Here is a 25,533-nt window from a genome sequence, read left to right as displayed (position 1 = left end):
GTGACCGGTGGCGCGGTCAGCGGATCATGAAGCCGGCGTCCAGCGGCCATTGGACGCCGGTGATGAACTTCGCTTCGTCGGAGACGAGGTAGGCAACGGCGTTCGCGATGTCCTCGGCTTCGAGCATCTGCAAGGGCAGTGCGTTCTGCATACCGGAGATCGAGTTCTGGCCACCGGCGGCGGCTTGTTCCATCAGTTCGCGCATGGCGTCGTTATGGGTCATACCGCTGGCGACACCGGTCGGATGGATGGTGTTCACGCGGATCCATTCGGGCGCGAGATGGCCCGCGAGCCCTTGCATCAGTGCGACGACGCCGCGCTTCGCGGCGGCGTAGGCATTACCGCTGGCGTTGAGCGAGGGGGATGCCTTCAGTCCGGCGGTGGAGCTGGTGATGACGATGGAACCGCCGCGCCCGCCCTCGCGCAGGGCCGGCAGTGCGGCGCGGATCGTGTGGTAGACACCGGTGAGGTTGGTGTCGATGACGTCGTTCCAGTCGGCGAGGAAATCGTCGGATTCCGGGCCCATCCGGATGATTCCGGCGTTGGCGACGATGATGTCGAGGCGGCCGAAGTGCTGGTATCCGTCCTGGAACGCCGCGCAGACGGCGTGATAGTCGCGGACGTCGGCCTTGCGGGCGATCATGGTGCGGCCCAGACCCCGGACCAGCTTCTCGGTTTCGGCGAGGTCCGCTTCACTCGCGTTGGGGTAGGTCATCGAGGCGACGTTCTCGCAGATATCGATACCGATGATATCGGCGCCTTCGCGGGCGAGGCGTACGGCGTGGGCGCGGCCCTGACCGCGGCCTGCTCCGGTGATGAACGCGACGCGTCCGTCCAATCCTGACATGGTGGATATTCCTCTCTCAGTGGCCCAGCCGGGCCCAGGCGGTTTCGGCCGTGGCGTGCAGGGCCTCGCCTTTGGCGAAACCGGAGTAGGCCGCGAGCTGCAGGACGACCTCGTCCATCTCGGCCTTGGTGATATCGCCGGATTCCAGTGCCGAGCCGACATGAGAAGCCAGCGGCAGGGCGGCATCGCAGACGGCGACAGAGGCGACGGTGATGAACCGGCGATCACGCCGGCTGAGGCCGGGCCGTTGCCAGACATGGCCGAAGACGAAGTTCAGGATCCCGGCATGGATATAAGGGGTTTCCGGCGAGGGGGCGTCGATCATATTGACCTCGATGAATTCCCGGGTGCCTTCGGCGATGCGTTCGGTCCAATCGGCCGAGCCCAGGCTCGCGTTGTCCGGCGGCCGGATCGCGGCGTCGAGTCCCCGCTCGCTCTGTATGCGGGCCCATTGCCGCCGGATGACGCCTTCGAGATGGGACGCCTTGGGCCAGCCGTTGTACACCGCGAAATGCAGGGCGAATTCCAGCATCTCGTCGATGGTCATATCGCCGCTGTTGAGGGCGGCGAAGACCTGGTCCTCGATCGGCTGTGGCGCATCGGCCGCGCCGACGCAGGTGAGGGTGACCCACCGCCGTTCGCGGCGCGCCAGCCCCGGCCGTGCCCACACCTGGTCGATGACGAACTCGCGGGCCGCGCGCTCGAAGGGGGTGCCGGCTTCGGGTGGGTCGACGGTCATCACGGACCGGTAGCTCCCCATAACGCCTACCTATCTACTTAATATTAATGTGACAGATTCGACATTAAGGCCAAGGACTTAAAAAGTACAGGGGTGGTTTGATGGATTCATGATCGAGTCAGGTCCCCGAGTAGGTCTCTCCGCCAAGCAGCAGCTCGTGCTCACCGCGGAGCGGCTCTACGCGGTACACGGACTCGACGGAGTCCCGCTGCGCCGGATCGGTGACGAAGCCGGAATGGGCAACAAATCGGCGGTGCAATACCACTTCGGATCGAAACAGGGATTGATCGATGCGATCCTGCTGAACCGTGTCGAGGACCTGACACGGCGCCGCCGTTTGCTGGAAGCCCGTGTCCCGGAAGGTGATCTGCGGCGGGTCGTCGAGGCCCACCAGCTGCCACTGATGGAACTGGCCGAGGACGACGACTGCTACTACCTGTCGTTCCTCGAACAGCTTGTGCGGGAAATGCACCCGCTGGACAAACTGCCCGCCACGCATCGCGACTCCGAACGCGCCTATTACGCACGTGTCGGGGCGCTGATCGATCATGTTCCCCAGCCCCTGCGAGATATCCGTATTCATCAGGCGTCGGCCATCTGCCTGCATATCTGCGCGGACCGTCACCGTATGCGCCGGATGGGTTCGGTTGTAGCGCCGTTCGCGGTCCACGTCGGTCAGCTGCTGGATACGCTGGTGGCCGAACTGGCCACACCGCCTTCGGCCGAGACCCTGGCCGCGCTCGAGATCTCCGGGACCGAACGACCTACCCTGCGTACGCTTCCGTAACGCCGTGGCGAGGGGTCTGGCCTCCCCGCCGGGATCCGCGACGGGAGTTCAGGCCGCGGTGAAGGTGATGTGGAGGTCGCGTAGTCCGCGTAGGAGGAATGTCGGCTCGTATTCGAACCGGCGCGTGGAATCGGAGCCGTGTGCGCTCTCGTCGATCGCGATATCGCTCATCCGGTCGAGCATCCGGTTGAGGGTGACCTGACCCTCCACCCGCGCCAGTGGGGCTCCGGCGCAGGTGTGGATACCCCGGCCGAAGGCGATGTGCTCGCGGGCATTGCGGCGGTCGATTCGGAACTCGCCGGGTTCGTCGAATTTGCGGGGATCGCGGTTGGCGGCTCCGATGCAGAGCATGACCACGGTGCCGGCGGGAATATCGACACCGCCGAGCGAGGTGGACCGGCGGGCGAGCCGGAAGTCGACCTTGGTGGGGCTTTCGATCCGCAGCGCTTCCTCCATGAAATTGCCGACGAGACCACGGTCGGCACGGAGTCGCTGCTGCAGATCCGGGCGCTCGGCCAGCACCCGTACCGCGGAGCTGAGCAGCTTCGTCACCGTCTCCTGGCCGGCCGCGAAGAGGAATGTCGCGGGGCGTACGACGTCGATGATCTCGGGCAGTGTGCCGTCCGGATAGTGAGTTGTCGCCAGGGTGCCGAGGACATCGGTGCGGGGTGTACGGCGGCGATCGGCGATATAGGCGCTGAACGTCTCGTCCAGCCATTCCAGTGGATTGCTGCCGACCGGTTCGTGGTCCAGGGCGCCCGGGCGCCTGCCGGACCGGTCGTCGCCGGCCAGGGTCTCGCGGAACCGCTCCCGGTCGGCTTCGGGTACGCCGAGCAGGTCGGTGATCACCAAGGTGGCGAACGGTTTCGCGTACTCGCCGAGGAATTCGCATCGTCCGGTGCCCAGGAATTCGTCGAGCTGGCGGTCGACCTGCCGCCACATGTAGTCCTCGTTCTCCTTCAGCCGTTTCGGGGTGAGCAGGCGATTGAGCAGGGACCGCGCGCGAGTGTGTTCGGGCGGGTCCATGGTCACCATATGTTCGAAGATCGGGAACAGATGGCGGTGTGCGGCGATCTGGGCGGAGATATCGTCGCCGGCCGGCTCGAACGGCAGCGGCGGGAACGGTCCGCCGATGGAGATGCACGCCGAGAAGTCCGCGGTGTTGCGGAAGGCTTCGTTGGCCTCCTGGTAGCCGGTGACCGCGACAACCCCGTAGTGGGGTTCACGGAACACCGGGTTCCGGCTGCGCAGCTGGTCGAGGTACGCGTAGGGGTCCTGCGCGATGGCTTCGTCGGAGAAGAAATCCCGTGCGGCAAGGTCGGTCATCGGCTCGCAGCCTTTCGGTGCAGGTCCGCGCGGCAACGCCGCGGGGACCGTTCGCTGTTTCGTCGATCAGCTCGAGGTGGCCGGCGCCGGTCTCGGCAGAAGTTGATCGATCGATAAAATGTTAGAGTGCACCATGGTTACCATGTGGCATTTCGGGCAGTCAAGGATTGGGGCCTCTTTCGCGAAGGGGCCGGTCGGCCTCGAATTCGGGCGGTGCCACTGAATGCCTACGAAGCGTGCCAGCAAAGCCGACGACACCGGGACCAGGCTGCGGCTGATGGAGGCGACCGCTCAGATCATCCGTGAGGAGGGGTACGCCGCGGCGACCTCGCGCCGGGTCGCGGCTGTGGCCGGGGTGAAATCGACCCTGGTGTACTACTACTTCCCGACGATGGACGACCTGTTCGTCGCGGTAATGCGTGCCGGTGGCGAAAAGGCGCTGGACCGGATGCGGCAGGCGCTCACCGCCGACGACCCGCTGCAGGTGTTGTGGGAGATCAACACTGATGCCCGGTTCACCCAGCTGAACACCGAGTTCATGGCGTTGGCCAACCATCGTAAGGCGGTGGGGGCGGAGCTGAAGGTGTTCGCCGAACGGGTCCGTGATATCGAAACCGCTGCTGTCACGCTCGTTCTGCGCTCGTGCGGGGTCGACCTCGCCCAGTTCCCGCCTGTCGTCGTGTCGATGTTGCTCACCGGCGCGGCCCGGATCCTCTGCAATGAAGGCGCTGTGGGGATGCGCCGAGGGCACGACGAACTGCGTGATTTCGTCGAGGACCTGATGAGCCGATATCGGCCGCCGGTCGCGACCGCCGGAGGTGCCCGCCACCCTGAACAACCGGTTCGTCGTTGACAGTTCCTGCCGCCGGTGTCACAGTTTTATCGATCGATCAAAATTTGCTCGATCTTCGCGGCCGCCGGTTCTGCGTGGCGGCCGTTCGACGACAGAACGAGGTAGAACATGGCCGGTCGGGTCGAAGGCAAGGTCGCCTTCATCACGGGAGCAGCACGCGGACAGGGGCGCAGTCACGCGGTCCGGCTGGCGCAGGAAGGTGCCGACATCATCGCCGTCGACGTCTGTGCGCCGGTCAGTGGCAGTGACGATATCGCCCCGTCGACACCGGAAGATCTGGCCGAGACCGCCGATCTGGTCAAGAATCACGGGCGGCGGATCGTGACCGAACAGGTCGACGTCCGCGACTACGACGCCCTGAAGACCGCACTCGACAACGGGGTGGAACAGCTCGGTCGCCTCGACGTCATCGTGGCGAACGCCGGTATCGGCAACGGTGGCGAGACCCTGGACAAGACCAGTGAACCCGACTGGCAGACCATGATCGATATCAACCTCTCCGGGGTGTGGAAAACGGTGAAAGCCGGTGTGCCCCACCTGTTGACAGCCGGCGGGGGGTCGATCGTCCTGACCAGCTCGGTAGGCGGTCTGAAGGCATACCCGAACACCGGACACTACATCGCCGCCAAACACGGCGTCATCGGCTTGATGCGCAGTTTTGCCGTGGAGTTGGGTCAGCATTTCATCAGGGTGAACTCGGTGCTGCCCACCAATGTCAACACTCCGATGTTCATGAACGAAGGAACGATGAAACTGTTCCGGCCGGATCTGGAGAACCCCGGCCCCGACGACTTCGCCCCCGTTGCCCAGCTCATGCACGTCCTGCCGGTGGGCTGGGTGGAACCGGTGGACATCAGCAACGCGGTACTGTTCCTCGCTTCCGACGAAGCCCGTTACATCACCGGACTTCCACTGCCGGTCGACGCGGGAAGTCTCCTGAAGTAGTGAGCCGTGGGCCCGGTGGCCGGGCGGTTGCGCGGGGATGTGGCGACGCCGGTCACTGCTGTCGGCGTCGCCACGTCGAGGTGAACGGCGAGATCGCCTCGTGGGGTTTCGCATGTGCGCTGGACTTTGCGTTACCATCGAAATTAGGGTTACCTACCCTAATTATCGAGAGGTGGGTGCGGTGGAGTCGATCAAGGCCGGGATCTGGGAACGATCACAGGGCCGTCGGTTGTTGTCGCTCGAGTTGTTCGTCGCGGGGATCGAGCCCTTGACCCACGGATACACTCGCGTCGTCCTCGAAGGACCGGATCTGGACGAATATCGCGACCCGCATCCGGCCGATGCGTTCAAACTCATGCTGCCACCTGCGCGGGATTCCGCGGTGGCAACACCGGTGCGCGGCGAGTCCGGGCTTCCGGAATGGCCCGCCGATACCGTGCAGCCGGTGCTCCGTGCCTTCACCGTCCGCGCGTTCGATCCGCGGGCATGCCGATTGACCATGGATGTGGCCCGGCACGACCACGGCGTGGGAATCGACTGGCTCACCGCCGCGCGCCCCGGCGACCCGGTATCGCTGTCCGGGATGCGACCCGAATGGGCGGTCGGTGCCGGAATCCGCGATCATGTGCTGATCGGCGACGGCACCGCACTCCCGGCCATCTCCGCCATCCTCGAGGGTCTCGACCCGGACCATGCCGTATCGGCCTACATCGCCACCCCGGATCCTGCCGATATCGCACTCGTTCCGGCGCATTCGAACCTGACGCTGCACCACTTCGCCGATATCACCCGGGTCCTCGGCCACACCCCCGCTTCGATATCCGGCGGTCGCCGAACCCAGGTCTGGATCGCTGCCGAGGCTGCCCAGGTTCGCGATATCCGTGCGCATGCCGTCGGTGTATGGGGAGTCGACCGCTCCGACCTCCTTGCCCGGGCCTACTGGAAACGCGGCATCACCAGCACCGAGAACGATTCCGTGAACCTGATCGCCTACCGGCATGCCGCCACCGCCGGTGCCGATATCCGCGACCCGGAGTTGGCCGAGTCCATCGACCTGGGCGACGCCGGTCCTGATCTCGTTCTCGGGTCCCGGGCGGTTTAGCGCTGACCTCGGCCACCGATGACCGCGGGCCCGGCGGGAAGGTCTCGCACGGCGCCGCCGGCGACCGCCATCTCGACGGGGTTGTTCAGCCAGGCGGGCCAGGCCACCGCTTCGGCCCCGCGATAGGTTGCGGGGGCCGCCTCCTGTCGTGACCCAGGGGCCCCATGTCCGAGGCGAGCAGATCGAGCAGGCCCTGCAGGTGCCCGATTTCGATCGTTGCCGTTGTGTGCCGTCGACGTCATCGCCCCACCGCCGGGCCGAGTCACCCGCACTCGCGAGAGATGCTGATGCTCAGGCGCTCTCGCGGGTGACGATCCGGTAGCCGACGTCTACGGTGGCAGACTCGATCGCGGTACCGGCCAACCGGGCCAGCAGCAGTTCGGCGGCCTTGGTGCCGATTGCGTCGACATCGACGCTCACCGTGGTGAGGGCCGGGTTGAGATGCCGGGACATCTCGAAATCGCCGAACCCGGCGATGGCCAGGCGATCCGGTACGGCGATCCCTCGGCGCTGTGCCGCGAGAACGGCGCCGGTGGCGAGGACGTCGGTGGCGAACATGATCGCTGTCGCTTCCGGGAAGCGTCCCAGGGCGGCGTCGAGCAGGTCGATACCGGTGTCCATCGAGATATCGCGGTCCGGCAGGTCGACGATGCGGACGGGCTCGTCCGGCAGTAGTTCGCCCACGGCGCGGGTGAATCCGTCGCGGCGCCGGATGGCACGGGCGTCGCCGGAGCCGAAGGTACCGGCGAACACCAGGGCGCGGTGGCCGCGGTCCACGAGATGCCGGACCAGATCGCCGGTCGCGGATTCGTTCGAGAAACCGACCAGGGTGTCCATCGGTTCGTCGATCCAGTCCCAGGTTTCGACGACGGGCGCACCGTAGGCGCGTAACAGCCGCAACGTTTCCGGGGTATGCAGCGTGCCGACGATGAAGAAGCCGTCCGGGCGCCGCTGGATGAAGCCGCGTACCAGGTCTTCCTCGCGTTCCGGGTGGTAATCGGTGTAGCCCACGATCAACTGGTATCCGGCGGGGTTGAGCCGGCCCGCGGCGGCGCGCAGCGTATCGGAGAAGATCGAGGTCGAGATGACCGGCAGGATGGCGGCAATGGTGCGGCTGCGGTTCGACGCCAGACTGCTGGCGGCCAGATTCGGCAGATAGCCGGTGTCGGCGATGGCGCGCTGTACGCGGCGCCGGGTCTCCTCGGAGACCTGATCGGGGAAACTGAGGGCTCGCGAGACGGTTTGCGCGGAGACCCCGGCCGCCCGCCCGACATCCTGCATGGTGACCGATTTCGTGGACGATTTGGCGCGAACCCGCCGTCGTCGTTCCACTCCGGCCACGCCACCTCCCGAAACGCTGTCCTTGCTGTGTGCGGAGCATACCGCTGCGCACGGTCCGGGTCGTGCGCGGAGTGTTCACCGATCCGTAGCCGGTCGACTGGACGGTATTGCGTTACCGCTAACGTTACCGCTAACATCCGTGGCGCAGAACACCATGTGACTACTCGTACAGTGGTCCCGAGGCAGGGAGTAGCAGGATGAATGTGCTGGACGGTATCCGGGTGCTGGATCTGTCGATCGCCATGGCCGGGCCGTTCGCCGCGCAGAAACTGGCAGATCTCGGAGCCGATGTGATCAAGGTGGAACCGGTGACGGGGGAATGGCAGCGCCATGTTTCGGCCGGCGGCGCCCGCGGTAACGAGGTCAATGCCTCGTTCCTCTCGCTGAACCGCAATAAGCGTTCGCTATCGATGAATCTCAAGGACCCGGCGGGTCGCGAGTTGCTGTACGAACTGGTGCGCGGTGCGGATGTCTTCCTGCAGAACTACCGCCCGGGCGTGGCGGATCGGCTCGGCGTCGACTACGAAACCCTGCGGGCGATCAAACCCGACCTGGTCTACGTGTCGATGTCCGGTTACGGAACCACCGGGCCGTATGCCGACCGGCCCGGCCAGGACGTGCTTCTCCAGGCGATGAGCGGGGGCCTGGCCAGCGCCCGCCGCCACGGCGAACCGCCGCGCCCGGCACCGTTCTTCCTGGCCGACGCCATCACCGCCTACTCGGCCTTCGAAGGCGCCATGGCCGCGCTGTTCCACCGGGAACGCACCGGTGACGGCCAGCTGGTGGAGGCGAATATGCTGGATTCGATCATCGCCGCGCAGATGCAGGAGATCAGTGTCGCGACGGTCGGCGGGGTCCGGCAGGAACCGACCGATCAGATCCACGCCCACTCCTATATCCGTGCTCCCTACGGCGTTTTCCCCACCTCGGACGGCTATCTCGCGCTGTCCTTCGCGGAAATGGACGCACTGGCGAAGGTTTTCGGCGACGACCGGTTCCTGGCCTACGACGCCGAACGCGACGGATTCACCCACCGCGACGAGATCTCCGCGCTGGTCACCGAGAACCTCGCGGCGAATACCACCGCGCACTGGCTCGACGCCCTCGGCGGCGCGGGGGTATGGGTCGGCCCGGTCTACGACTACACCCAGCTCCGCGACGATCCGCAGGTCCGGCACAACAACTCCTTCGTCGAATACGACCACCCGACCGAGGGCACCGTGGTGACCCCCGGTTTCGCGTTCCGGCTGAGCAACCAGACCCAGAAGGTCTACCGGCCGGCGCCGCTGAACGGCCAGCACACCCAGGAAGTGTTGCTGGAGCTCGGCGTGAGCATCGACCGGATCGAGGAACTCGAATCGACCGGCACCATCCACCGCCACCGGTCTCCCGTCGTCGCGCGCAATTCCTGACGACGCATCACCGAAAGATCCCTTCATGAGTACAACCGCCCCACCGGTTCAGCAGGCACGCCGCGCGGCAGCGGCGTCCGCGGTCGGCAGTCTCGTCGAGTGGTACGACTTCGCGCTCTACGGCGCGGCCGCGGCCCTCGTCTTCAACAGTTACTTCTTCGTCGACGCCAGTCCCACGACCGGTCTGCTCGCGTCGTTCGCCACCTTCGCCGTCGGCTACTTCGCCCGGCCCTTCGGTGGCGTGGTCTTCGGGCATCTCGGCGACAAGATCGGCCGGAAACCGGTCATGATCGTCACGCTCGGCATCATGGGTGTGTCGACCGCGCTCATCGGGCTGCTACCCAGCTACCACTCGATCGGACTGGCCGCTCCCGTTCTACTGGTCCTGCTCCGGATCATCCAGGGACTCGGCGCGGGCGCCGAATATGCCGGCGCGGTGGTGTTGTCCTCGGAGGCGGCACCGCGCGGGAGTCGCGGGTTCTACGCGTCCTGGTCGGGCGGGGGTGTGTGGCTCGGCTCGGCCCTGGGGCTGGGCACCTTCCAGATCGTGCTCTGGCTGACCGGCGACAACTTCGAGCAGTGGGGCTGGCGGATACCGTTCCTGCTCAGCCTGGTCATGCTGGTGATCAGCCTGTACATCCGGCGCCGCGTCACGGAGACCGAGAGCTTCGAACAGGCGAAGAAGGACGATACGAAAATTCCGCTGCTGGAGCTGTTCCGGACGGCCAAGGGCCGGCTGGCACTCAGTCTCGGATCGAACTTCATGCTCTCGGGTTTCTCGTATATCCCGCAGGTCTGGGCACTGAGCTACCTGACCAACGATATCGGCCTCGCGGCCATGGCCGGGCTCGGTATCAATGCCGTGGTGCTGGTGGCGGGTGCGGCGTTCATGCCGGTATTCGGCCGGGTCGGCGACCGCTTCGGACGGCGCAGATTGTTCCTGTTCGGCGCCGGATTCGGCATCATCTGGGCCTTCCCGATGTTCGCCCTCATCGACACCCGGGTACCCGCGTTGATCATCCTCGCGCTGGTGATCTGCTTCGTCGGCGCGGTGGCCACCTGCTATGCGGCGCAGGCCGCGTTCCTGGCGGAAATGTTCCCGCCTGCCATGCGGTACTCGGGAGTCGCCTTCGCCCGAGAGGTGAGTGGCGCTCTGCTGGGCGGCACCACCCCGCTGATCGCCACGGCCATGTTCGCCGGTTTCGGGCACTGGTGGCCGGTGGCGGTGTGGATGGTGGTCATGGCGACCGTCGCATTCGTCTCCGTCTACCTCTCCAAGCGCTACCGCAGCGACGCGGATCAGGACAGCGACGACCACTTCAACCATGTGACCACCCAGCCGACCGGCACCGTCATCGCAGGAGCGAAGGTATGACCACCCCGCAATTCGAGGACCGGTACTTCGAGGAGTACACGATCGGGGAGACCGGCACGGGTGGCACCCGAGTGATCGCCGCCGCCGATATCGCCCGGTTCGCCGATCTCACCGGAGACCACCATCCCGCCCACACCGACCCCGGTTTCGCGGAGCCGAGGTTCGGCAACGTGATCGCCCACGGCGTCCTCACCTTCGGCGTGGTGGTCGGGCTCACCGTCGAGTACAACGGCCGCGCCGTGGCCTACGGCTACGACCGCATCCGCTTTCCCCGCCCGGTACTGCCCGGCGACACCGTTCGCGCGACCTCGGAAGTCGTCGACCTCGCCGAACACCGCAACCCGCGCATCGGGCTGGTCACCAAGCAGTACACCGGGGTCAACCAGCGCGGCGACACCGTGCTCGTCTGCAAACACGTGCTCGCCGTCGACCGCACACCGCATTCCGAGGAGCCCAACTCATGACCGACACCGCGGCCGTCGAACACATACTCGCCGCAGCCCATCTCGCCCGCCGGCCGGCCCGCCGCGCCACGGCCGCGCAGTGCGCGAGCCAGCTGCGCGCGATCGCCCAGGGACTCGACGACGGCGCCGCCGAACTCGCCGAACTCGCCCACCGGGAAACCGCACTGCCGCTCCCGCGACTGCGTAACGAGCTGGTACGCACCGCCTTCCAGGCCCGGCTCTTCGCCGAACGCCTCGAACAGGGCACCTTGTTCGAGGTGCGGATCGATCCGGCCGATCCCGATTGGCCGATGGGGCCGCGCCCCGATATCCGGCGTAGCCATGTGCCGATCGGCCCGGTCCTGGTGTTCGCGGCGAGCAATTTCCCGTTCGCGTTCTCCGTCGCCGGAGGCGATACCGTCAGCGCGCTGGCGGCGGGCTGCCCCGTGGTGGTCAAAGCCCACGAGGGCCATCCGGAACTTTCCCGGGCCACCGCCCGCATCGTCACCGAACGGCTGCGTGACGCCGGGGCACCCGAGGGTGTATTCGGCCTGATCGAAGGGAAACAGGCGGGTATCACCGCCGTACTGGACAAGCGGATCCGCGCGGTCGGGTTCACCGGTTCCGAGGCGGGCGGACGCGCCCTGTTCGACCTGGCGGTGTCGCGTCCGGACCCCATCCCGTTCTACGGGGAACTCGGCAGCACCAACCCGGTGCTCGTCACCCGGGCGGGGTGGGCGCAGCGGGCGGACGAGATCGTCACCGGGTTCACCGAATCCGCGACGACGGGAACCGGGCAGTTCTGCACCCAGCCGGGAGTCGTGCTGGTTCCGGACCTGGCCGGATTCCTGGACCGGCTCGACCTGCCCGCCGTGGGACCGATGCTCAATCCGCGGATATCCGACGGGTTCGGCGCGGCCTTGGCAGCGGTGGCGAGACACCCGGATATCGAAACCGCCCGGACCGGGCCTTCCGCGCCGGACGCACCGGCCGCGCATATCCTCACCACCACCGCGCCCGCCGCCCTGGCGGATCCGGCACTCGTCACCACCGAGATCTTCGGACCGGCGGCGGTACTGGTCGAATACGACGATCCCGCCCAGGCGCTCGCGGTTCTGGAACTGATCGAGGGCAGCCTGACCGCGACGGTTCAGGGCGCCGACGAGGTCGACGATCAGGCTGCCGCCGCGATCGACCTCCTGACCGAACGGACCGGCCGGATCATCTGGAACCAGTGGCCCACCGGCGTCACGGTGAGCGATGCCCAGCAGCACGGCGGTCCCTGGCCCGCCACCACCGCACCCGTTTCGACCTCGGTCGGCACCGCGGCTGCGCTGCGGTTCGCCCGACCGGTCGCCTACCAGAACCTGCCCACCGCAACGCTTCCCGAGGAGCTGCGCGGATGACGAGCTGGACCGGCCTGACCTGGGATCATCCCCGCGGCTACCGGGCACTGCGTGCCGCGACCCAGCACCCGGCCGCACCCGCCTGCGATATCCGCTGGGATATCCAGCCACTGGAGGGGTTCGAATCGGCGCCCATCGCCGAGACCGCCCGGCGCTACGACCTGGTCGTACTGGACCATCCGCATATCGGTGAGGCGATCGAGACCGGGGCGCTGCAACCGCTCGACGCGCTTTTCCCAGCGGCGGAACTCGCGGCGTGGCGAGCCGCGAGCGTCGGGCCCTCGGCCCGGTCCTACGAGATGGCCGGACATATCTGGGCCTTACCACTGGACGCCGCCACACAGGTTTCGGTCCGGCGCGACACCGGTATCCCCGTTCCACGGACCTGGGCCGAAGCGGTCGAACTGGCCGGTGAAATCCCCGCGGCATTACCGACCTCGGGGCCCCACCTTTTTCTCACCCTGTGCGGTATCGCGGTGGGGGACGGCGCCACACCCGGCGCCGGTGACACGTTCCTCACGGAAGCGGAATACGGCGGCGCGATCGAAATCCTGCGCCACTTCGTCTCCGACCGTCCGGTCGAGGGCAACGACAACCCCATCGCAGTACTGGAGCGGATGTCCGGCGGCGGCGGTCCGGACTTCTGCCCGCATATCTACGGCTACGTGAACTACGCCCGCCGGCCCCGCCCACTGTGGTTCGCCGATGCGCCGCGCGGCCGCGCGGGTCGTCACGGATCGGTGCTGGGCGGCACCGGCATCGCGATCAGCGCCCGCTGTACACCGGACCGGACGCTGCTCGATCATCTGCGCTGGCTCATGACCGCCGACACCCAGCGTCGATTCATCGTCGAAGAGGAGGGTCAGCCGGGGCTCACCGGCGCTTGGGACGACGACGCCGTCAACGCCGGCAGCCACGACTTCTACCGGACGACCCGGGCGACCATCGACGACGCCTGGGTCCGGCCCCGCCACGCGGGCGCCATCGACTTCCAGAACGCGGGCGCCGCGGCCGTGCGCGCCTGCCTGTTCGACCACCGCGACATCGGCCGGCTCACCCGCGAGGTGAACGAGAGCTACGAGCGCAGCCTCGCACCGGCCACGACATCGAGGACCGTATCGTGACCACCACCTGGCCACCGGCCGCCGACATGCTCCTGCCCGCCGACCACGACCGCTCCGTTCTCGTCGGGCGGGTGATGTGCCCCGAGGGCCCCAGTGTGGTCACGGTGCGCGACGGTCGCTTGACAGATATCACCGCCCGGGTCGCCACGGTGCGTGACCTCGCCGAGTACGACGATCCCGCCGCGTTCGTCCGCGACTGCGACGGCCCGGACCTCGGATCGCTCACCGATATCGCCGCCTGCACTCCGGCGGAATCCCGGCGGTCCGGGACACCCAGGCTGCTCAGCCCGATCGATCTGCAACCGATCAAGGCCGCAGGTGTCACCTTCGTCGTCTCGCTGATGGAACGTGTCATCGAAGAACGCTGCCGCGGTGACGTCACCCTGGCCGACCGGGTGCGCGAGCAGATCACCGAACATGTCGGCACCGATCTGTCCGCGCTGGAACCGGGGTCGGCAGAAACCGCCCGGCTCAAGGAGTTACTGGTCGCCGAGGGATGGTGGAGTCAGTACCTCGAGGTCGGTCTGGGACCCGACGCCGAGATCTTCACCAAATCCGCGCCGATGGCCAGTGTCGGCACCGCCACCGATATCGGTGTGCACCCCCGTTCGACCTGGAACAATCCGGAACCCGAAGTGGTGCTGGTGATCTCGTCCACCGGCCGGGCCGTCGGCGCCTGCCTCGGCAACGATGTCAACCTACGCGACTTCGAGGGCAGATCGGCCTTGTTGCTCACCGCGGCCAAGGACAACAATGCCTCGGCTGCCGTCGGACCGTTCGTCCGGTTGTTCGACGACACCTTCGATCTCGACGCGGTGCGCAAGCTGACGGTGACATTGCAGGTTCGCGGGACCGACGGTTTCACCCTGCGCGCCGAATCGTCGATGGCCGAGATCAGCCGCGATCCGGAAGATCTCATCCGCCAGCTCATGGGCCGCCACCATCAGTACCCGGACGGTGTCGTCCTGTTCCTCGGCACCATGTTCGCTCCTGTCCAGGACCGGGCCGAACCGGGACTCGGATTCACCCATCACATCGACGACCTGGTCACCATCAGCGCCCCCGCCCTGGGCGGCCTGATCAACCGGGTACGTACCAGCGACAACTGTGAGCCGTGGCAATTCGGCACCGCCGACCTGTTCCGCAGCCTGTCCCGGCGTGGCCTCCTCTAGCCCATCCTTCAGTTGCGGGCGCTCGACCATCGGTCATCGCCGACCACTTCGGGACCGTATGCGGCGGCACGGCCGATCTGTCGGCCGATTCGGGTCAGCAGCTGCCGGGTCAGGTCGGTGTCGTCGGCGGTATCCCGGTCGGTGTAGTCGCCCAGGGTATGAATATCGGTGAATCCGGCTGCTTGCCAACGGCTCTGGGGCAGTGTGCTCCGACCTGCGACAGCGACGACCGGAACGGGGCGTGAGCGGCGGGCAACCACCGTGGGCAGTTTGCCGTTCGGTGTCTGCTCATCGATACTTCCCTCCCCGGTGATCACCAGGTCGCAACCGGGTAGATGGTGATCGAATCCGAGCAGATCGAGGAAGTAGTCGGCGCCCGAGACGATTTCGGCGCCCAGCAGTAACGCGGCGAAGCCGATTCCCCCTGCGCTCCCCGCCCCGGCCGTAGCCGCGGCGGTCGTCGCCTCCGGATAGCCGCTGCGGGCGAACGCTCGGACGAGGTTGTTCAGGCCGGCCTCGAGAAACCGCACCTCGTCGTCGGTGGCCCCCTTCTGCGGCCCGTACACCGCCGCCGCACCGTCCGGCCCGAGCAGAGGATTGGTGACATCGCCGGCGACCACGATCTCGACCCCGGTGAGTTTCGCGGCCCGCGACGAGTCGATCGTATGGACTCGCCCCAGAGACCGTCCGCACCCGCGTAATCGATTTCCCCTCGCGTCGGCGAACGTATAGCCGAGCGCGGCGAGCAGTCCCATCCCGCCGTCGGTGCCGGCGCTGCCACCGAGGGCGAGGACCAGCCGGCGCGGCCGATATCGCATCGCTTGCGAGATGGCCTGTCCCATACCCAGGCTGCTCGCGTCCAACGGCAGCGGACGACCGCTCGGCAGGGTGGTGAGGCCGCAGGTGTTGGCGACCTCGACCACCGCGGTACCGCGGGAGACCGCGATCCGCCCGTATGTCGGTGTTCCCCCCGCCCCTGCCACCGTCACCGGACGCGGAACGAACCCGGCCGCGACCGCGGCGTCGACGCTCCCGTCGCCGCCGTCGGCCAGCGGCATCCGGTAACTGTCGACCCCCGCCGTCGCCAAACCTTCCGCCAGCCGGTCGGCCACCTCGGATGCGGAGAGGCTTCCCTTGAACTTGTCCGGGGCAACCAGAACCTTCACGCGGTCGAACTCCTTTCAGCGAGTGGGCGGGGATCGAATATCAGTCCGCGTGCGCCGCCGCCGAACCGAGTAGTTCCCGGACCCGGTTGGCGACCCTGATGAACTCGGGCTGCTCCATCGTCGTGGCGTACTCCCGGTGCGCGGGCAGGTCCACGTCGAGCAGTTCGACGATCCGGCCCGGCCGCGGACTCATCACGACCACCCGGTTGGCGAGGTAGACGGCCTCGGCCACCGAATGGGTGACCAACAGGACCGTCGTGCCGGTTTCCCGCCAGATCCGATGCAGCTCGATATTCATCCGTTCCCGGGTGAGCGCGTCCAGCGCCCCGAACGGCTCGTCCATCAGCAGCACTTCCGGCTCGTGCAACAGCGCTCGGCACAGCGAAACCCGCTGCTGCATACCGCCGGAGAGTTCGTGGGGAAGGGCGTTCTCGAATCCGCCGAGCCCGGTCATCTCGATAAGGCGCGCGCATTCGGCCTCGGCCGCCCGTTTGTTCAAACCGCGCATCTCGGCCTGGAGCAGGATGTTCTTGCGGACGGTCCGCCATTCCAGCAGTGCCGCACGCTGGAATACATAGCCGATATTGCGCTGTGGCCCGCGTACGGGGGCACCGCCGAGTTCGACGCTGCCACTGCTCGCATCGGTGAGGCCGGCGACAACCTTCAACAGCGTCGACTTGCCGCAGCCGGACGGGCCCACGATCGAGACGAACTCGCCTCGACGGACCTGGAGTCCTACCTCGTGGAGCGCGGTGACCTCGCCGCGCTTGGACGAGAACCGTACGGTCAGATCCGTTACCGCGACCGCGGTATCGGCGCGGGTGAGAGTGTCGGTGGGTGTGCTCATATCGTCACCTGCTCCGGTCACGGCTTGCTGGTGGGGGTGAACTTCGATTCCCAGTACTTGGCGGGGTCCTCGGCTTTGTCGAGGAGCCTCGCATTGCTGAGGACATCGACGGTGGCGCGCCAATCGGCTTCGGAATTGGTACCCGGTGCCGTGCCCGCGGTCTCCGGTGTGCTGAGTAGCGGGATGGTCTGCTGCCACTGCTCGAGCAGTACCGCCTGGGGCGGCAGTTGCGGATCCTTGCCTTCCATCGCCGCGACCGCGGCCTCCGGTTTCGCGACCGCGGCGGCGAAGGCCTCGCTGGTCGCGTCCACCATGGCCTGCACCAGTTCGGGCGAGGACTCGATGGTGGCCTGGTTCGCGATCAGCCCGTTGCTGAAGAAGCTCAGGCCCTGATCGGAATACCGCAGGTAGCGGACTTCTCGGCCGCTCTTGTTGGCAATGGTGGGGCCCTGGTCGTGTGCGAACCCGATGAGCCCGTCGACACGACCCGAGAGCATCGCCGACATCTTGCCCGCCGAATCGAGGCTCTGCTGGGTCACCTGATCAGCCGGGACGCCGGCTTTGTCGAGATAGACCGGGAAGGTCGTGGTCGGTGCGTCGCCCGCGGAGACGGCAATGGTTTTACCCGCCAGATCTGCCGGGGTACGGATATTCGAATCGGCGAATACCTGGACTGCCGAGGGCGTGGTCTGGAGGAAGACCCCGACGCTCTTGATTTTGACGCCCTTGTCGATATTGCTGAGGACGGCCGGGGTATCGGCCCAGCCGAAGTCGGTCTGCTTCGAACCGGTCGCCTGCGCGGTCTTGGTGGAGCCCTGGCCGGCCGAAATCGTCAGATCGATGCCGTGCTTGGCGAAAATGCCCTCCTGCACCCCGTAATAGAACGGGGCATGCTCACCGTAGGGGTACCAGTTGAGCATCAGCGATACCGCGGTCGTCTCCCCGTCGGTGCCGGGGTCCTTCGCCTGGCTCCCGCCGCCCCCGCAGCCGGTCAATACCAGGAGCGAGGCGGCCGCGGCGGCGGCGATGGTAGTGAGTGTGCGAGTTCGGAATTTCATGCGAGTTCTCCAGCTGTGGCACTGATAGGTGTTGTTCGACAGGCTCATGCCGCGCCGACGGCCGAAGCCGTGGATCGGCGCGAGGCGTGCCAGGGAATGAGGAACTGTTCGGCGATTTCGATGATCGCGAACAGGATGATGCCCAGCATGGACATGATGATCAGGGCGGCGAACAGCATTGCTGTGTCGATATTGCCGTTGGCCTGCAGAATGACGTAGCCGAGCCCTTCGTTCGCGCCGACGAATTCACCGACGACGGCGCCGGTGACCGCGAGAGTGGCGGCGATTTTGAGACCGGACATCAATTGCGGCAGCGATGCCGGAAAACGGACCTTGACGAACGTCTTCCAGTTGCTCGCGCCCATGGTGGAAGTGAGTTCGAGTATCTCGGGATCGACCGAGCGCAGCCCGGCCATACCGGCGATGACGATGGGGAAGAATGCCATCAGTACGGCGACCAGGATCTTGGGGCTGGTGCCGAACCCGAGCCAGACGATGAACAGCGGCGCGATCGCGATCTTGGGGATGACCTGGGCGAAGAGGATGAGCGGGTACATCGTTCGCTCGACACCGCGGGAGTAGATCATCACCAGCGCGACGGCTTCGCCGATCACCGCGGCGATAACGAAGCCGACCACCGTTTCGTAGGTGGTGACCCAGGTGTTCTCGAGCAGATACGCCGAGTTGTCGGCCGCTGTGCGCCAGGTATCCGCCGGTGACGGCAGAATGTATGGCTCGACGAACTCGAACGCGGTGACGGCCCACCATGCGACGACGAGCACCGCCACCAGGGCGAGCGGCCGCCATACGGTCGACCACATTGTGGAGAGGGATGGGAGTTTCCGGCGCCGAGTGCGAACGGGTTGCGTCGCTTTCGGTGCGGACGAACCGGCCTCGACGGACGTGACTACCGCCATCTGGAGTCCTAAAGCTAGTAGTGGAGCGGGGTTCGCACTACACCCGCCGGGAATGCGCTTTCCGACGCTGGAACCGAGGCTAGTGTGACCGGACGCACAGTGTCAAGGGTTTCGAGTTGTCGCAGGTCAGGCCCGTCGCAAAATACTGCTGTCGCGCAGGATCACGCGGCCGGGCACGAATTCGTGAGTATGCGAGGCCGTCGCCGAGTCGTCGAGTGCCAGCGCGACGGCCCGTTCGCCGATCTCGACCAACGACAGTGCCACCGTCGACAGGCCGGGCACATGGTCGCGCAGTGTCGGGATATCGTCGAACCCGGCGACGCAGACATCATCGGGCACCGTGAGGCCGAGTTCCCGCCATGCCGCGATCGCGCCGATCGCCATCACGTCGCTGACCGCGAAAACGCAGGGCGCGATACCGCCGGCCTGGCCGGATTGCAGGTCCAGCGCGGCGGCGAGGCGGCGCGCGGCGCTGAAACCACCGTCACGGGAGAAATCGCCCGCGATCTCCACCAGCGGTGTCACGCCCTGTGCGGCGAGCGCTTCGACGAAGCCGTTGCGCCGGTCGACGGCGGTCCTGATATTGCCCGGACCACCGATGACGGCGAAATCCCGGTGGCCCTGCTCGAGCAGGGCATGCGCCAGTTGAGCGGAGGCAGCGTGGTTCTCGGGCTCCACGGCGGCTCCGAACGGGAGCGGTTGGCCGATGACGACCACCTTGCCGTTGTTGTCCAGATATCGTGCGCAGTCCTTCTCGAGATCGCGGTCGAGATCCCCGCTCTGCCGGGAACCCGCCAGGATGATCGCATCGGCGCGGTGTGAGATGAAGGTACTCACGGATTCGCGTTCGATATCGAAATCGCGTTGTGTACTGGACAGCAGAACGAGTTTGCCGGCCCTGCGTGCGGCTGCCTGGACGCCCTGCACGATCGAGGAGAAGTAGGGGTCGGCGATATCGTGCACGACGAGTCCGATGAGTCCGGTCGAGGACCGTGCAAGGGCCTGGGCCTGGGCATTTGCCACATATCCCAATTCGGCGGCGGCGGCGCGGACCCGGTCGGCGACGCCTTCGCCGGGCACCCGTGACGAGCCGTTGAGTACCCGGGACGCGGTCGCCTGGGAGACGCCCGCCCGGGTCGCGACATCTTGCAATCTCACAGCCGCCATGGCTTCGTGCCTCGTTCTCTCGTACTCGTGGGGTTGACCGGACTTCGGGACTAGCATAGCTTGGAAAGCGCATTCCGACGCTGACTTGTCCACTCGACAGATGCGGTCCCACCGCACCTCCACGACCCGTTCCGCGGTCGTCAGCCACGCAAATCAGAAGAGGCACCCAGCCATGCCCGATTCCACTCCGCAGCGCACGCTCCGCATCGCCATGAACGGCGTCACCGGACGCATGGGCTACCGCCAGCACCTGGTGCGATCCATCCTGCCGATCCGCGACGCCGGCGGGCTACAGCTCCCGGACGGCACCCGTATCCAGGTGGAGCCGATACTGGTCGGCCGCAATGCCGCCAAGCTCGCCGAGCTCGCCGAACGACACGAGGTCGCCGAATGGAGCGTCGACGCCGCCGCCGTCATCGCCGATCCGTCGATCGACATCTACTTCGACGCACAGGTCACGTCCCGTCGCGCCGAAGCGCTGGCCGCGGCGATGAAAGCGGGTAAACACGTCTTCACCGAGAAGCCGACCGCCGAAACGCTCACCGAGGCAGTCGAACTCGCCAGGGTGGCGGCGAACGCGGGCGTCACGGCGGGAGTCGTGCACGACAAGCTCTACCTCCCGGGCCTGGTGAAGTTGCGCAGGCTCGTGGACGAAGGTTTCTTCGGCCGGATCCTCTCGCTGCGCGGCGAATTCGGCTACTGGGTCTTCGAGGGCGACGGCCAGCCCGCCCAGCGACCCAGCTGGAACTACCGGTCCGAAGACGGCGGCGGCATCGTCGTCGATATGTTCTGCCACTGGAACTATGTGCTGGAGGGCCTGCTCGGCAAGGTCGAGGCGGTCACCGCGAAGGCGGCCACGCACATCCCCACGCGTTGGGACGAACAGGGCAAGCCGTATCCGGCGACCGCCGACGATGCGGCCTACGGAATCTTCGAGATGGAGAACGGCGTGATCGCGCAGATCAACTCGTCGTGGGCGGTCCGCGTGTACCGCGATGAGCTCGTCGAGTTCCAGATCGACGGAACGCACGGCTCCGCCGTCGCCGGCCTGCGCAAATGTGTCGCCCAGCATCGCTCGCACACGCCCAAACCGGTCTGGAATCCGGATCTCCCGGTCACCGAGCCGTTCCGCGACCAATGGCTGGAAGTGCCGGCGAACGCGGACCTGGACAACGGATTCAAGTTGCAATGGGAGGAGTTCCTCACCGACGTGGTGCACGGACGGCCGCACCGCTACGGGATGCTCTCCGCCGCACGCGGCGTACAACTGGCCGAGCTCGGCCTGCGCAGCTCCGCCGAAGGCCGCCGGATCGAGATCCCGGAGGTCACGCTGTGACCGCGGCATCCACGGGGGTCTCGGTCCTACTGCCCACCGGTGGCCGGCTCGAACCGTACGTTCTCGGTGCGCCGGGCGCGTGGACTCGGCCGGCCCGGCCGATCACCTCGCGTGTGGCCTTCGCTGCCGCGCACGTGATTCCACGCGCCACAGCGGACAACACACCGGGTGCTCCGGCGGCCGTCGATTGGGACGCGACGCTGGCCTACCGCCACGAACTGTGGTCGTACGGGCTCGGCGTCGCCGATGCCATGGACACCGCACAGCGCGGCATGGGCCTCGACTGGCAGGCGACCGCCGAATTGATCCGGCGATCCGGTGCCGAGGCGGCCTCGGCCGGTGGCCGGCTGGCCTGCGGAGCCGGAACCGATCAGCTCGACCTCGCCGGTCTACCTACCGGACCGGCCGGACTCGCCAGGATCGTCGACGCCTATCGTGAGCAGATCGACGTGGTCACCGACGCCGGAGCTCAGGTGATCCTGATGGCCTCGAGGGCACTCGTCCAGGTGGCACGCTCGGCCGCCGACTACATATCCGTCTACGAGAAGTTGCTGGCCGGTGCGGACAGGCCGGTGATCCTGCACTGGCTCGGCACCATGTTCGATCCCGCGCTGCACGGATACTGGGGCAGCCCCGATATCGATACCGCCACCGAGACGTTCCGCACGCTCATCGAGAACAACCGATCGAAGATCGACGGCGTCAAGGTCTCACTGCTGGACGCGGCGCACGAGATCGCCCTGCGCCGTGCCCTGCCCGAGGGCGTGCGGCTGTATACAGGCGACGATTTCAACTACCCGGAGCTGATCATCGGTGACGCGCACGGGCACTCGGATGCGCTGCTCGGCATCTTCGCGGCGATCTACCCGGCCGCGTCCACCGCGCTCCAGGAACTCGACAACGGCAATGCGGCCCGTGCGTCGGAAATTCTCAGCGCCACACAGGAACTGGGGCGTCACATCTTCACCGCACCGACGTACTACTACAAGACCGGGATCGCGTTCTTGTCCTGGCTCAACGACAAGCAGCCGGGTTTCTCGATGGTGGGCGGCCTGTCCACGGGCCGCTCCGTGACTCATCTGGCCGAACTGTTCCGGCTCGCGGACAAGGCCGGTCTCCTGTCCGACCCGGAACTGGCCGCGCACCGCATGCGCGTCTACCTCGAACTGAACGGACTGACCTCATGACTTCTGTTGCGGCCCGGCACAGTACCTACGATCTGTCCGATCCGTTCCGGTCGCTGTCGCTGAATACGGCGACGACGAAACGGTGGACCCTCGCCGAGGCGGTGGACGGTGCCGCCCGGGCGGGGCTGGGCGCCATCGGACTGTGGCGCGATCGGGTCGACGAGATCGGTGCGGCCGCCGCGGCGAAGATCGTCGCCGATGCGGGGTTGCGGGTCTCCAGCCTGTGCCGCGGCGGCTTTCTGACCGAGCCGGGCGACGGGCGGGCGGCGCTGGACGACAACCGCCGCGCCATCGACGACGCGGCGACCCTGGGCACGCGGGAACTGGTGATGGTGGTGGGCGGTATACCCGATCGCGACCTCGCCGCCGCGCGAGCGCGAGTGGACGAACGGCTCGCACTGCTGGCACCGTACGCGGCCGAACGTGGCATCCGGCTCGCCCTCGAGCCTCTGCACCCGATGTTCTGTGCCGACCGGGCAGTGATTTCCACCCTGTCCCAAGCATTGGCGATGGCCCAGCCGCACCCGGCGGAGACCGTGGGCGTCGTGGTCGACACCTTCCATATCTGGTGGGATCCGGCCCTCGAAGAACAGATCGCCCAGGCCGGCGCCGCCGGACGGATCAGCTCGTACCAGGTATGTGACTGGCTGAACCCGATGACCGCCGACCCGCTGCTGTCCCGCGGCATGATGGGCGACGGCGTCATCGACTTCCCGACCATCGGCCGGTGGGTTCGCAGCGCCGGTTACCGAGGCGACGTCGAGGTCGAGATCTTCAACGCGGATATCTGGGCCGCCGACGGTCGGGAAGTGCTCGAGACGATGAAGCAGCGCTACCGAGACCTGGTTCTTCCTGCCCTCGTGGACTGAACCGGGCCGAAGAGGCCGAGCGCTACCGCACCAGGTACCGGATCCCGGTGCACGGACGTTCGACGTCGGGGATGATGGTCTCCGGCTTGAAGATCACCTTGTAGTGGTAGCGGCTCACCTCGGCGGCCTCGAGTCGCGGGCCCCGAGCCGGCCCGTTCACTCAGATACCGCGCACGGACCGAAGCCGTGATGGGATCATCTGTGAGGTTCATGAATGGATGTTCGGGACCGATGCGGTTGCGTGACAGGCGGAGTGGACAGGAATGGTCGAGTCGATGGTCGTGGTCGAGCGGGGTGACAGGCTCGGCGAGGGATACCGGCGCCGCATCACCGAGGTCTACGTGCGCAGCTTCGCACCCGATTTCGTCGCGTTCTCGCGGAATACCCGCACATTGGCGGACGCGTTCGAGCACATGCTGGTGCTCTAACGGTTCTACGTCGCACTGGTCGACGGAGAGCCGGCGGGCCTCGCCTCGCTCACCGAGGACGACCAGACCCTGTTCGCCCCGCGATGGCGCGCAATCCGGCACCACCTCGGGCTGCCGCGTGGGCTGCTCGGTTACCTGGTCATCCGCAAATGGTTCATGGCCCCGTCCGTCGATGCCCGGCCGGGCCGCGCCGAGATCGGGTTCGTCGCCACCGAGCCCGCCTATCAGGGCCGGGGTGTCGCCACCGCGCTGCTTCGCCATCTGGTGGGCCTGCCCGGGTATCGCGAGTACGTGCTCGAGGACATCAAGGATACGAACGCGGCCGCGCTCGGTGTCTACACCAAGCTCGGCTTCACGGTGTACAAGCGTAAGAAGGTGGGCTTCGCGCGACGTGCCGGTTTCACCGAACTCGTGTCGATGAAACTCGAACCGGCCGTCGACTCGTAGTAGGCGCCGGATCACGGGCCGGCGCGAATGTGTCGCCGACCCTGCTGGGCGGGCGGATGCCATATCTCCGGCACTATCTACCGCATAGATAGCTGGTATCCGCGAGACCCTGTTCCACTTTCGGTCGACTGCGCTGACACTGGTGACTCGGACCACAGTCAGTCGAACCGTCGATAAGGACAGAACCGTGTCTCACCTGCTGGCTCACCTCAGCCATGTCGAAATCACCACCCCTGACGTCGCCGCGTCGGCGCGTTTCTATGTCGAGCAGTTCGGGATGCGGGCTATCCATGAGGTCGATGGTCGTGTGTATCTCCGTTGCTGGGGCGACTACTACACCTACAGCCTGGTTCTCGTCGAGGGTCCCGAACCGGCGTTGCGGCGGATGGCGTGGCGGACAACCGGTACCGAGGCGCTCGAGCAGGCCGCCGAACGTATCGAGGCCGCCGGGATCGAGGGGGAGTGGACGACCGGGGCGTTCGGATTCGGCCGGGCCTACGAGTTCACCGGTCCCTACGGTCACCCGATGCGCCTGTTCTACGACGTGGAGAAGTTCACCGCGGAACCGGAATTCGAGTCCATCTATCCGGACCGGCCGGAGAAGCGCTCCGCGCATGCCGGGGCTCCCCGGTTCCTGGATCACGTCACGATCGCGGCTTCCGATGTGCGTGCGTTCTGCGCCTGGTACTCGGAAGTGCTGGGATTCCGGACGATGGCCTTCACCGAGCTCGAGGAAGCGCCCATCACCGTTTTCGGTGTGCTGACGACCAACGAGAAGTCGCACGATCTCGGGGTGGTTCTCGACACTTCGGAGCGGGCCGGTCGCATCAACCATGTCGCGTTCTGGGTGGACACCTATCAGGAGCTGCTGGTGTGCGCGGATGTGCTGATGGAACGCGGCACTGCCATGGAGTACGGGCCTTCCATCCACGGTATAGGCGAACAGAACTTCTTGTACTTCCGCGAGCCGAGTTCGATGCGCATCGAATTGAATTCGGGCGGATACCGCAATTACGTACCGGACTGGGAACCGCATACCTGGAAGCCGTCCGAAGGCTCGAACAACCTCTACCGCAACGGCGCCATGCCGCATTCGATGACCGAATCCTTCCCGCTCGCCGAAGGTTTCACGGCGACGGAGGAGGGAGCCTCGGACGAGATGAAAGCCGAACTGCTCAACCCCTACGCGAAACCCGGCCAGGGCTGATTCGCCCCCTTTCGTATCCGGTGTCGCTGTGT

26 protein-coding genes are annotated in these 25,533 nt (G+C 66.5%); 16 read left to right on the top strand and 10 right to left on the bottom strand.

Going from position 1 to position 25,533, the window contains the following annotated elements; all coding sequences use genetic code 11:
• Positions 1-16: 16 nt before the first annotated feature.
• Entirely contained in the window at positions 17-847 is an 831-nt protein-coding gene (locus QH195_RS16965) for a mycofactocin-coupled SDR family oxidoreductase (RefSeq protein ID WP_280425822.1), read from the bottom strand.
• 16 nt (positions 848-863) lie between these two features.
• On the bottom strand, positions 864-1,586 hold the full coding sequence (locus QH195_RS16960; protein ID WP_280436100.1) for a carboxymuconolactone decarboxylase family protein: 723 nt from the start codon (positions 1,584-1,586) through the stop codon (positions 864-866).
• A 109-nt stretch (positions 1,587-1,695) separates the two neighbouring features.
• Here QH195_RS16960 and QH195_RS16955 point away from each other — a divergent pair, with 109 nt between their 5' ends.
• Entirely contained in the window at positions 1,696-2,373 is a 678-nt protein-coding gene (locus QH195_RS16955) for a TetR/AcrR family transcriptional regulator (protein WP_280436099.1), read from the top strand.
• Positions 2,374-2,421: 48 nt separating this feature from the next.
• Here the strand turns inward: QH195_RS16955 and QH195_RS16950 are convergent, their stop codons facing one another.
• Entirely contained in the window at positions 2,422-3,699 is a 1,278-nt protein-coding gene (locus QH195_RS16950) for a cytochrome P450 (protein WP_280436098.1), read from the bottom strand.
• 223 nt (positions 3,700-3,922) lie between these two features.
• Between QH195_RS16950 and QH195_RS16945 the strand changes: the two genes are divergently transcribed.
• The 3 genes from QH195_RS16945 (at position 3,923) to QH195_RS16935 (ending at position 6,599) form a co-directional block, all read left to right on the top strand.
• Entirely contained in the window at positions 3,923-4,552 is a 630-nt protein-coding gene (locus QH195_RS16945; protein ID WP_280436097.1) for a TetR/AcrR family transcriptional regulator, read from the top strand.
• A gap of 108 nt (positions 4,553-4,660) precedes the next feature.
• A complete protein-coding gene (locus QH195_RS16940) occupies positions 4,661-5,497 on the top strand; it encodes a mycofactocin-coupled SDR family oxidoreductase (protein ID WP_280436096.1) in 837 nt (278 codons plus the stop codon).
• 181 nt (positions 5,498-5,678) lie between these two features.
• Positions 5,679-6,599 carry a siderophore-interacting protein gene (locus QH195_RS16935; RefSeq protein ID WP_280436095.1) on the top strand — a complete coding sequence of 307 codons (921 nt, stop codon included), beginning with the start codon at positions 5,679-5,681 and terminating at the stop codon, positions 6,597-6,599.
• A 291-nt stretch (positions 6,600-6,890) separates the two neighbouring features.
• On the opposite strand, the gene QH195_RS16930 is transcribed toward QH195_RS16935, so the two are convergent.
• Positions 6,891-7,931, bottom strand: coding sequence for a LacI family DNA-binding transcriptional regulator (locus QH195_RS16930; RefSeq protein WP_280436094.1), 1,041 nt, complete (start codon positions 7,929-7,931; stop codon positions 6,891-6,893).
• 206 nt (positions 7,932-8,137) lie between these two features.
• On the opposite strand from QH195_RS16930, the gene QH195_RS16925 reads away from it, so the two are divergent.
• The 6 genes from QH195_RS16925 to QH195_RS16900 are packed head-to-tail and all read left to right on the top strand — an operon-like array spanning position 8,138 to position 14,872.
• Complete coding sequence (locus QH195_RS16925; protein ID WP_280436093.1) at positions 8,138-9,352, top strand: CaiB/BaiF CoA transferase family protein; 1,215 nt, start codon at positions 8,138-8,140, stop codon at positions 9,350-9,352.
• A 25-nt stretch (positions 9,353-9,377) separates the two neighbouring features.
• On the top strand, positions 9,378-10,727 hold the full coding sequence (locus tag QH195_RS16920; RefSeq protein WP_280436092.1) for an MFS transporter: 1,350 nt from the start codon (positions 9,378-9,380) through the stop codon (positions 10,725-10,727).
• Complete coding sequence (locus QH195_RS16915) at positions 10,724-11,191, top strand: MaoC family dehydratase (RefSeq protein ID WP_280425832.1); 468 nt, start codon at positions 10,724-10,726, stop codon at positions 11,189-11,191. Before QH195_RS16920 ends, QH195_RS16915 begins: the two co-directional genes overlap by 4 nt.
• Positions 11,188-12,576, top strand: coding sequence for an aldehyde dehydrogenase (NADP(+)) (locus QH195_RS16910; RefSeq protein ID WP_280436091.1), 1,389 nt, complete (start codon positions 11,188-11,190; stop codon positions 12,574-12,576). Before QH195_RS16915 ends, QH195_RS16910 begins: the two co-directional genes overlap by 4 nt.
• Positions 12,573-13,700: an extracellular solute-binding protein gene (locus QH195_RS16905; protein ID WP_280436090.1), complete on the top strand. Its 1,128-nt coding sequence runs from the start codon at positions 12,573-12,575 to the stop codon at positions 13,698-13,700. The genes QH195_RS16910 and QH195_RS16905 overlap by 4 nt, the downstream gene beginning before the upstream one ends.
• Positions 13,697-14,872 (top strand): fumarylacetoacetate hydrolase family protein, encoded by a 1,176-nt coding sequence (locus QH195_RS16900; protein ID WP_280436089.1) that lies wholly within the window; start codon positions 13,697-13,699, stop codon positions 14,870-14,872. Before QH195_RS16905 ends, QH195_RS16900 begins: the two co-directional genes overlap by 4 nt.
• 8 nt (positions 14,873-14,880) lie before the next feature.
• On the opposite strand, the gene QH195_RS16895 is transcribed toward QH195_RS16900, so the two are convergent.
• The 5 genes from QH195_RS16895 to QH195_RS16875 all read right to left on the bottom strand — a co-directional run bounded on the left by QH195_RS16895 (position 14,881) and on the right by QH195_RS16875 (position 20,027).
• Complete coding sequence (locus QH195_RS16895; protein ID WP_280436088.1) at positions 14,881-16,038, bottom strand: glycerate kinase; 1,158 nt, start codon at positions 16,036-16,038, stop codon at positions 14,881-14,883.
• 40 nt (positions 16,039-16,078) lie between these two features.
• Positions 16,079-16,885: an ABC transporter ATP-binding protein gene (locus QH195_RS16890; protein WP_280436087.1), complete on the bottom strand. Its 807-nt coding sequence runs from the start codon at positions 16,883-16,885 to the stop codon at positions 16,079-16,081.
• Between the two features lie 17 nt (positions 16,886-16,902).
• Positions 16,903-17,943 (bottom strand): ABC transporter substrate-binding protein, encoded by a 1,041-nt coding sequence (locus tag QH195_RS16885; RefSeq protein WP_280436086.1) that lies wholly within the window; start codon positions 17,941-17,943, stop codon positions 16,903-16,905.
• Between the two features lie 44 nt (positions 17,944-17,987).
• Complete coding sequence (locus QH195_RS16880) at positions 17,988-18,764, bottom strand: ABC transporter permease (RefSeq protein WP_280436085.1); 777 nt, start codon at positions 18,762-18,764, stop codon at positions 17,988-17,990.
• A 222-nt stretch (positions 18,765-18,986) separates the two neighbouring features.
• Entirely contained in the window at positions 18,987-20,027 is a 1,041-nt protein-coding gene (locus QH195_RS16875; protein WP_280436084.1) for a LacI family DNA-binding transcriptional regulator, read from the bottom strand.
• Positions 20,028-20,199: 172 nt separating this feature from the next.
• Here QH195_RS16875 and QH195_RS16870 point away from each other — a divergent pair, with 172 nt between their 5' ends.
• Genes QH195_RS16870 through QH195_RS16860 form a run of 3 tightly spaced genes read left to right on the top strand, consistent with a single transcriptional unit; the run spans position 20,200 to position 23,419 of the window.
• The gene (locus QH195_RS16870) at positions 20,200-21,363 is read left to right on the top strand and encodes a Gfo/Idh/MocA family protein (RefSeq protein WP_280436083.1); all 1,164 of its coding nucleotides are present in this window, start codon (positions 20,200-20,202) and stop codon (positions 21,361-21,363) included.
• Complete coding sequence (locus QH195_RS16865; protein ID WP_280436082.1) at positions 21,360-22,550, top strand: dihydrodipicolinate synthase family protein; 1,191 nt, start codon at positions 21,360-21,362, stop codon at positions 22,548-22,550. Before QH195_RS16870 ends, QH195_RS16865 begins: the two co-directional genes overlap by 4 nt.
• Complete coding sequence (locus QH195_RS16860) at positions 22,547-23,419, top strand: sugar phosphate isomerase/epimerase family protein (protein WP_280425843.1); 873 nt, start codon at positions 22,547-22,549, stop codon at positions 23,417-23,419. The genes QH195_RS16865 and QH195_RS16860 overlap by 4 nt, the downstream gene beginning before the upstream one ends.
• Before the next feature lie 22 nt (positions 23,420-23,441).
• On the opposite strand, the gene QH195_RS16855 is transcribed toward QH195_RS16860, so the two are convergent.
• Positions 23,442-23,579, bottom strand: a complete 138-nt coding sequence (locus QH195_RS16855) for a hypothetical protein (RefSeq protein WP_280436081.1) — start codon at positions 23,577-23,579, stop codon at positions 23,442-23,444.
• 103 nt (positions 23,580-23,682) lie between these two features.
• On the opposite strand from QH195_RS16855, the gene QH195_RS16850 reads away from it, so the two are divergent.
• From QH195_RS16850 to QH195_RS16840, 3 genes are all read left to right on the top strand, one after another.
• Positions 23,683-23,847: a hypothetical protein gene (locus QH195_RS16850; protein WP_280436080.1), complete on the top strand. Its 165-nt coding sequence runs from the start codon at positions 23,683-23,685 to the stop codon at positions 23,845-23,847.
• A gap of 15 nt (positions 23,848-23,862) precedes the next feature.
• On the top strand, positions 23,863-24,294 hold the full coding sequence (locus tag QH195_RS16845) for a GNAT family N-acetyltransferase (RefSeq protein WP_280436119.1): 432 nt from the start codon (positions 23,863-23,865) through the stop codon (positions 24,292-24,294).
• 187 nt (positions 24,295-24,481) lie between these two features.
• Positions 24,482-25,501, top strand: a complete 1,020-nt coding sequence (locus QH195_RS16840; protein ID WP_280425845.1) for a VOC family protein — start codon at positions 24,482-24,484, stop codon at positions 25,499-25,501.
• Positions 25,502-25,533: the final 32 nt, after the last annotated feature.

Source organism: Nocardia carnea (assembly GCF_029868855.1).
In the GTDB taxonomy this organism is placed as follows: domain Bacteria; phylum Actinomycetota; class Actinomycetes; order Mycobacteriales; family Mycobacteriaceae; genus Nocardia; species Nocardia carnea_A.
The sequence above is the reverse complement of the archived record's forward strand: the minus strand, read 5'-3'. Positions and strand labels throughout refer to the sequence as shown.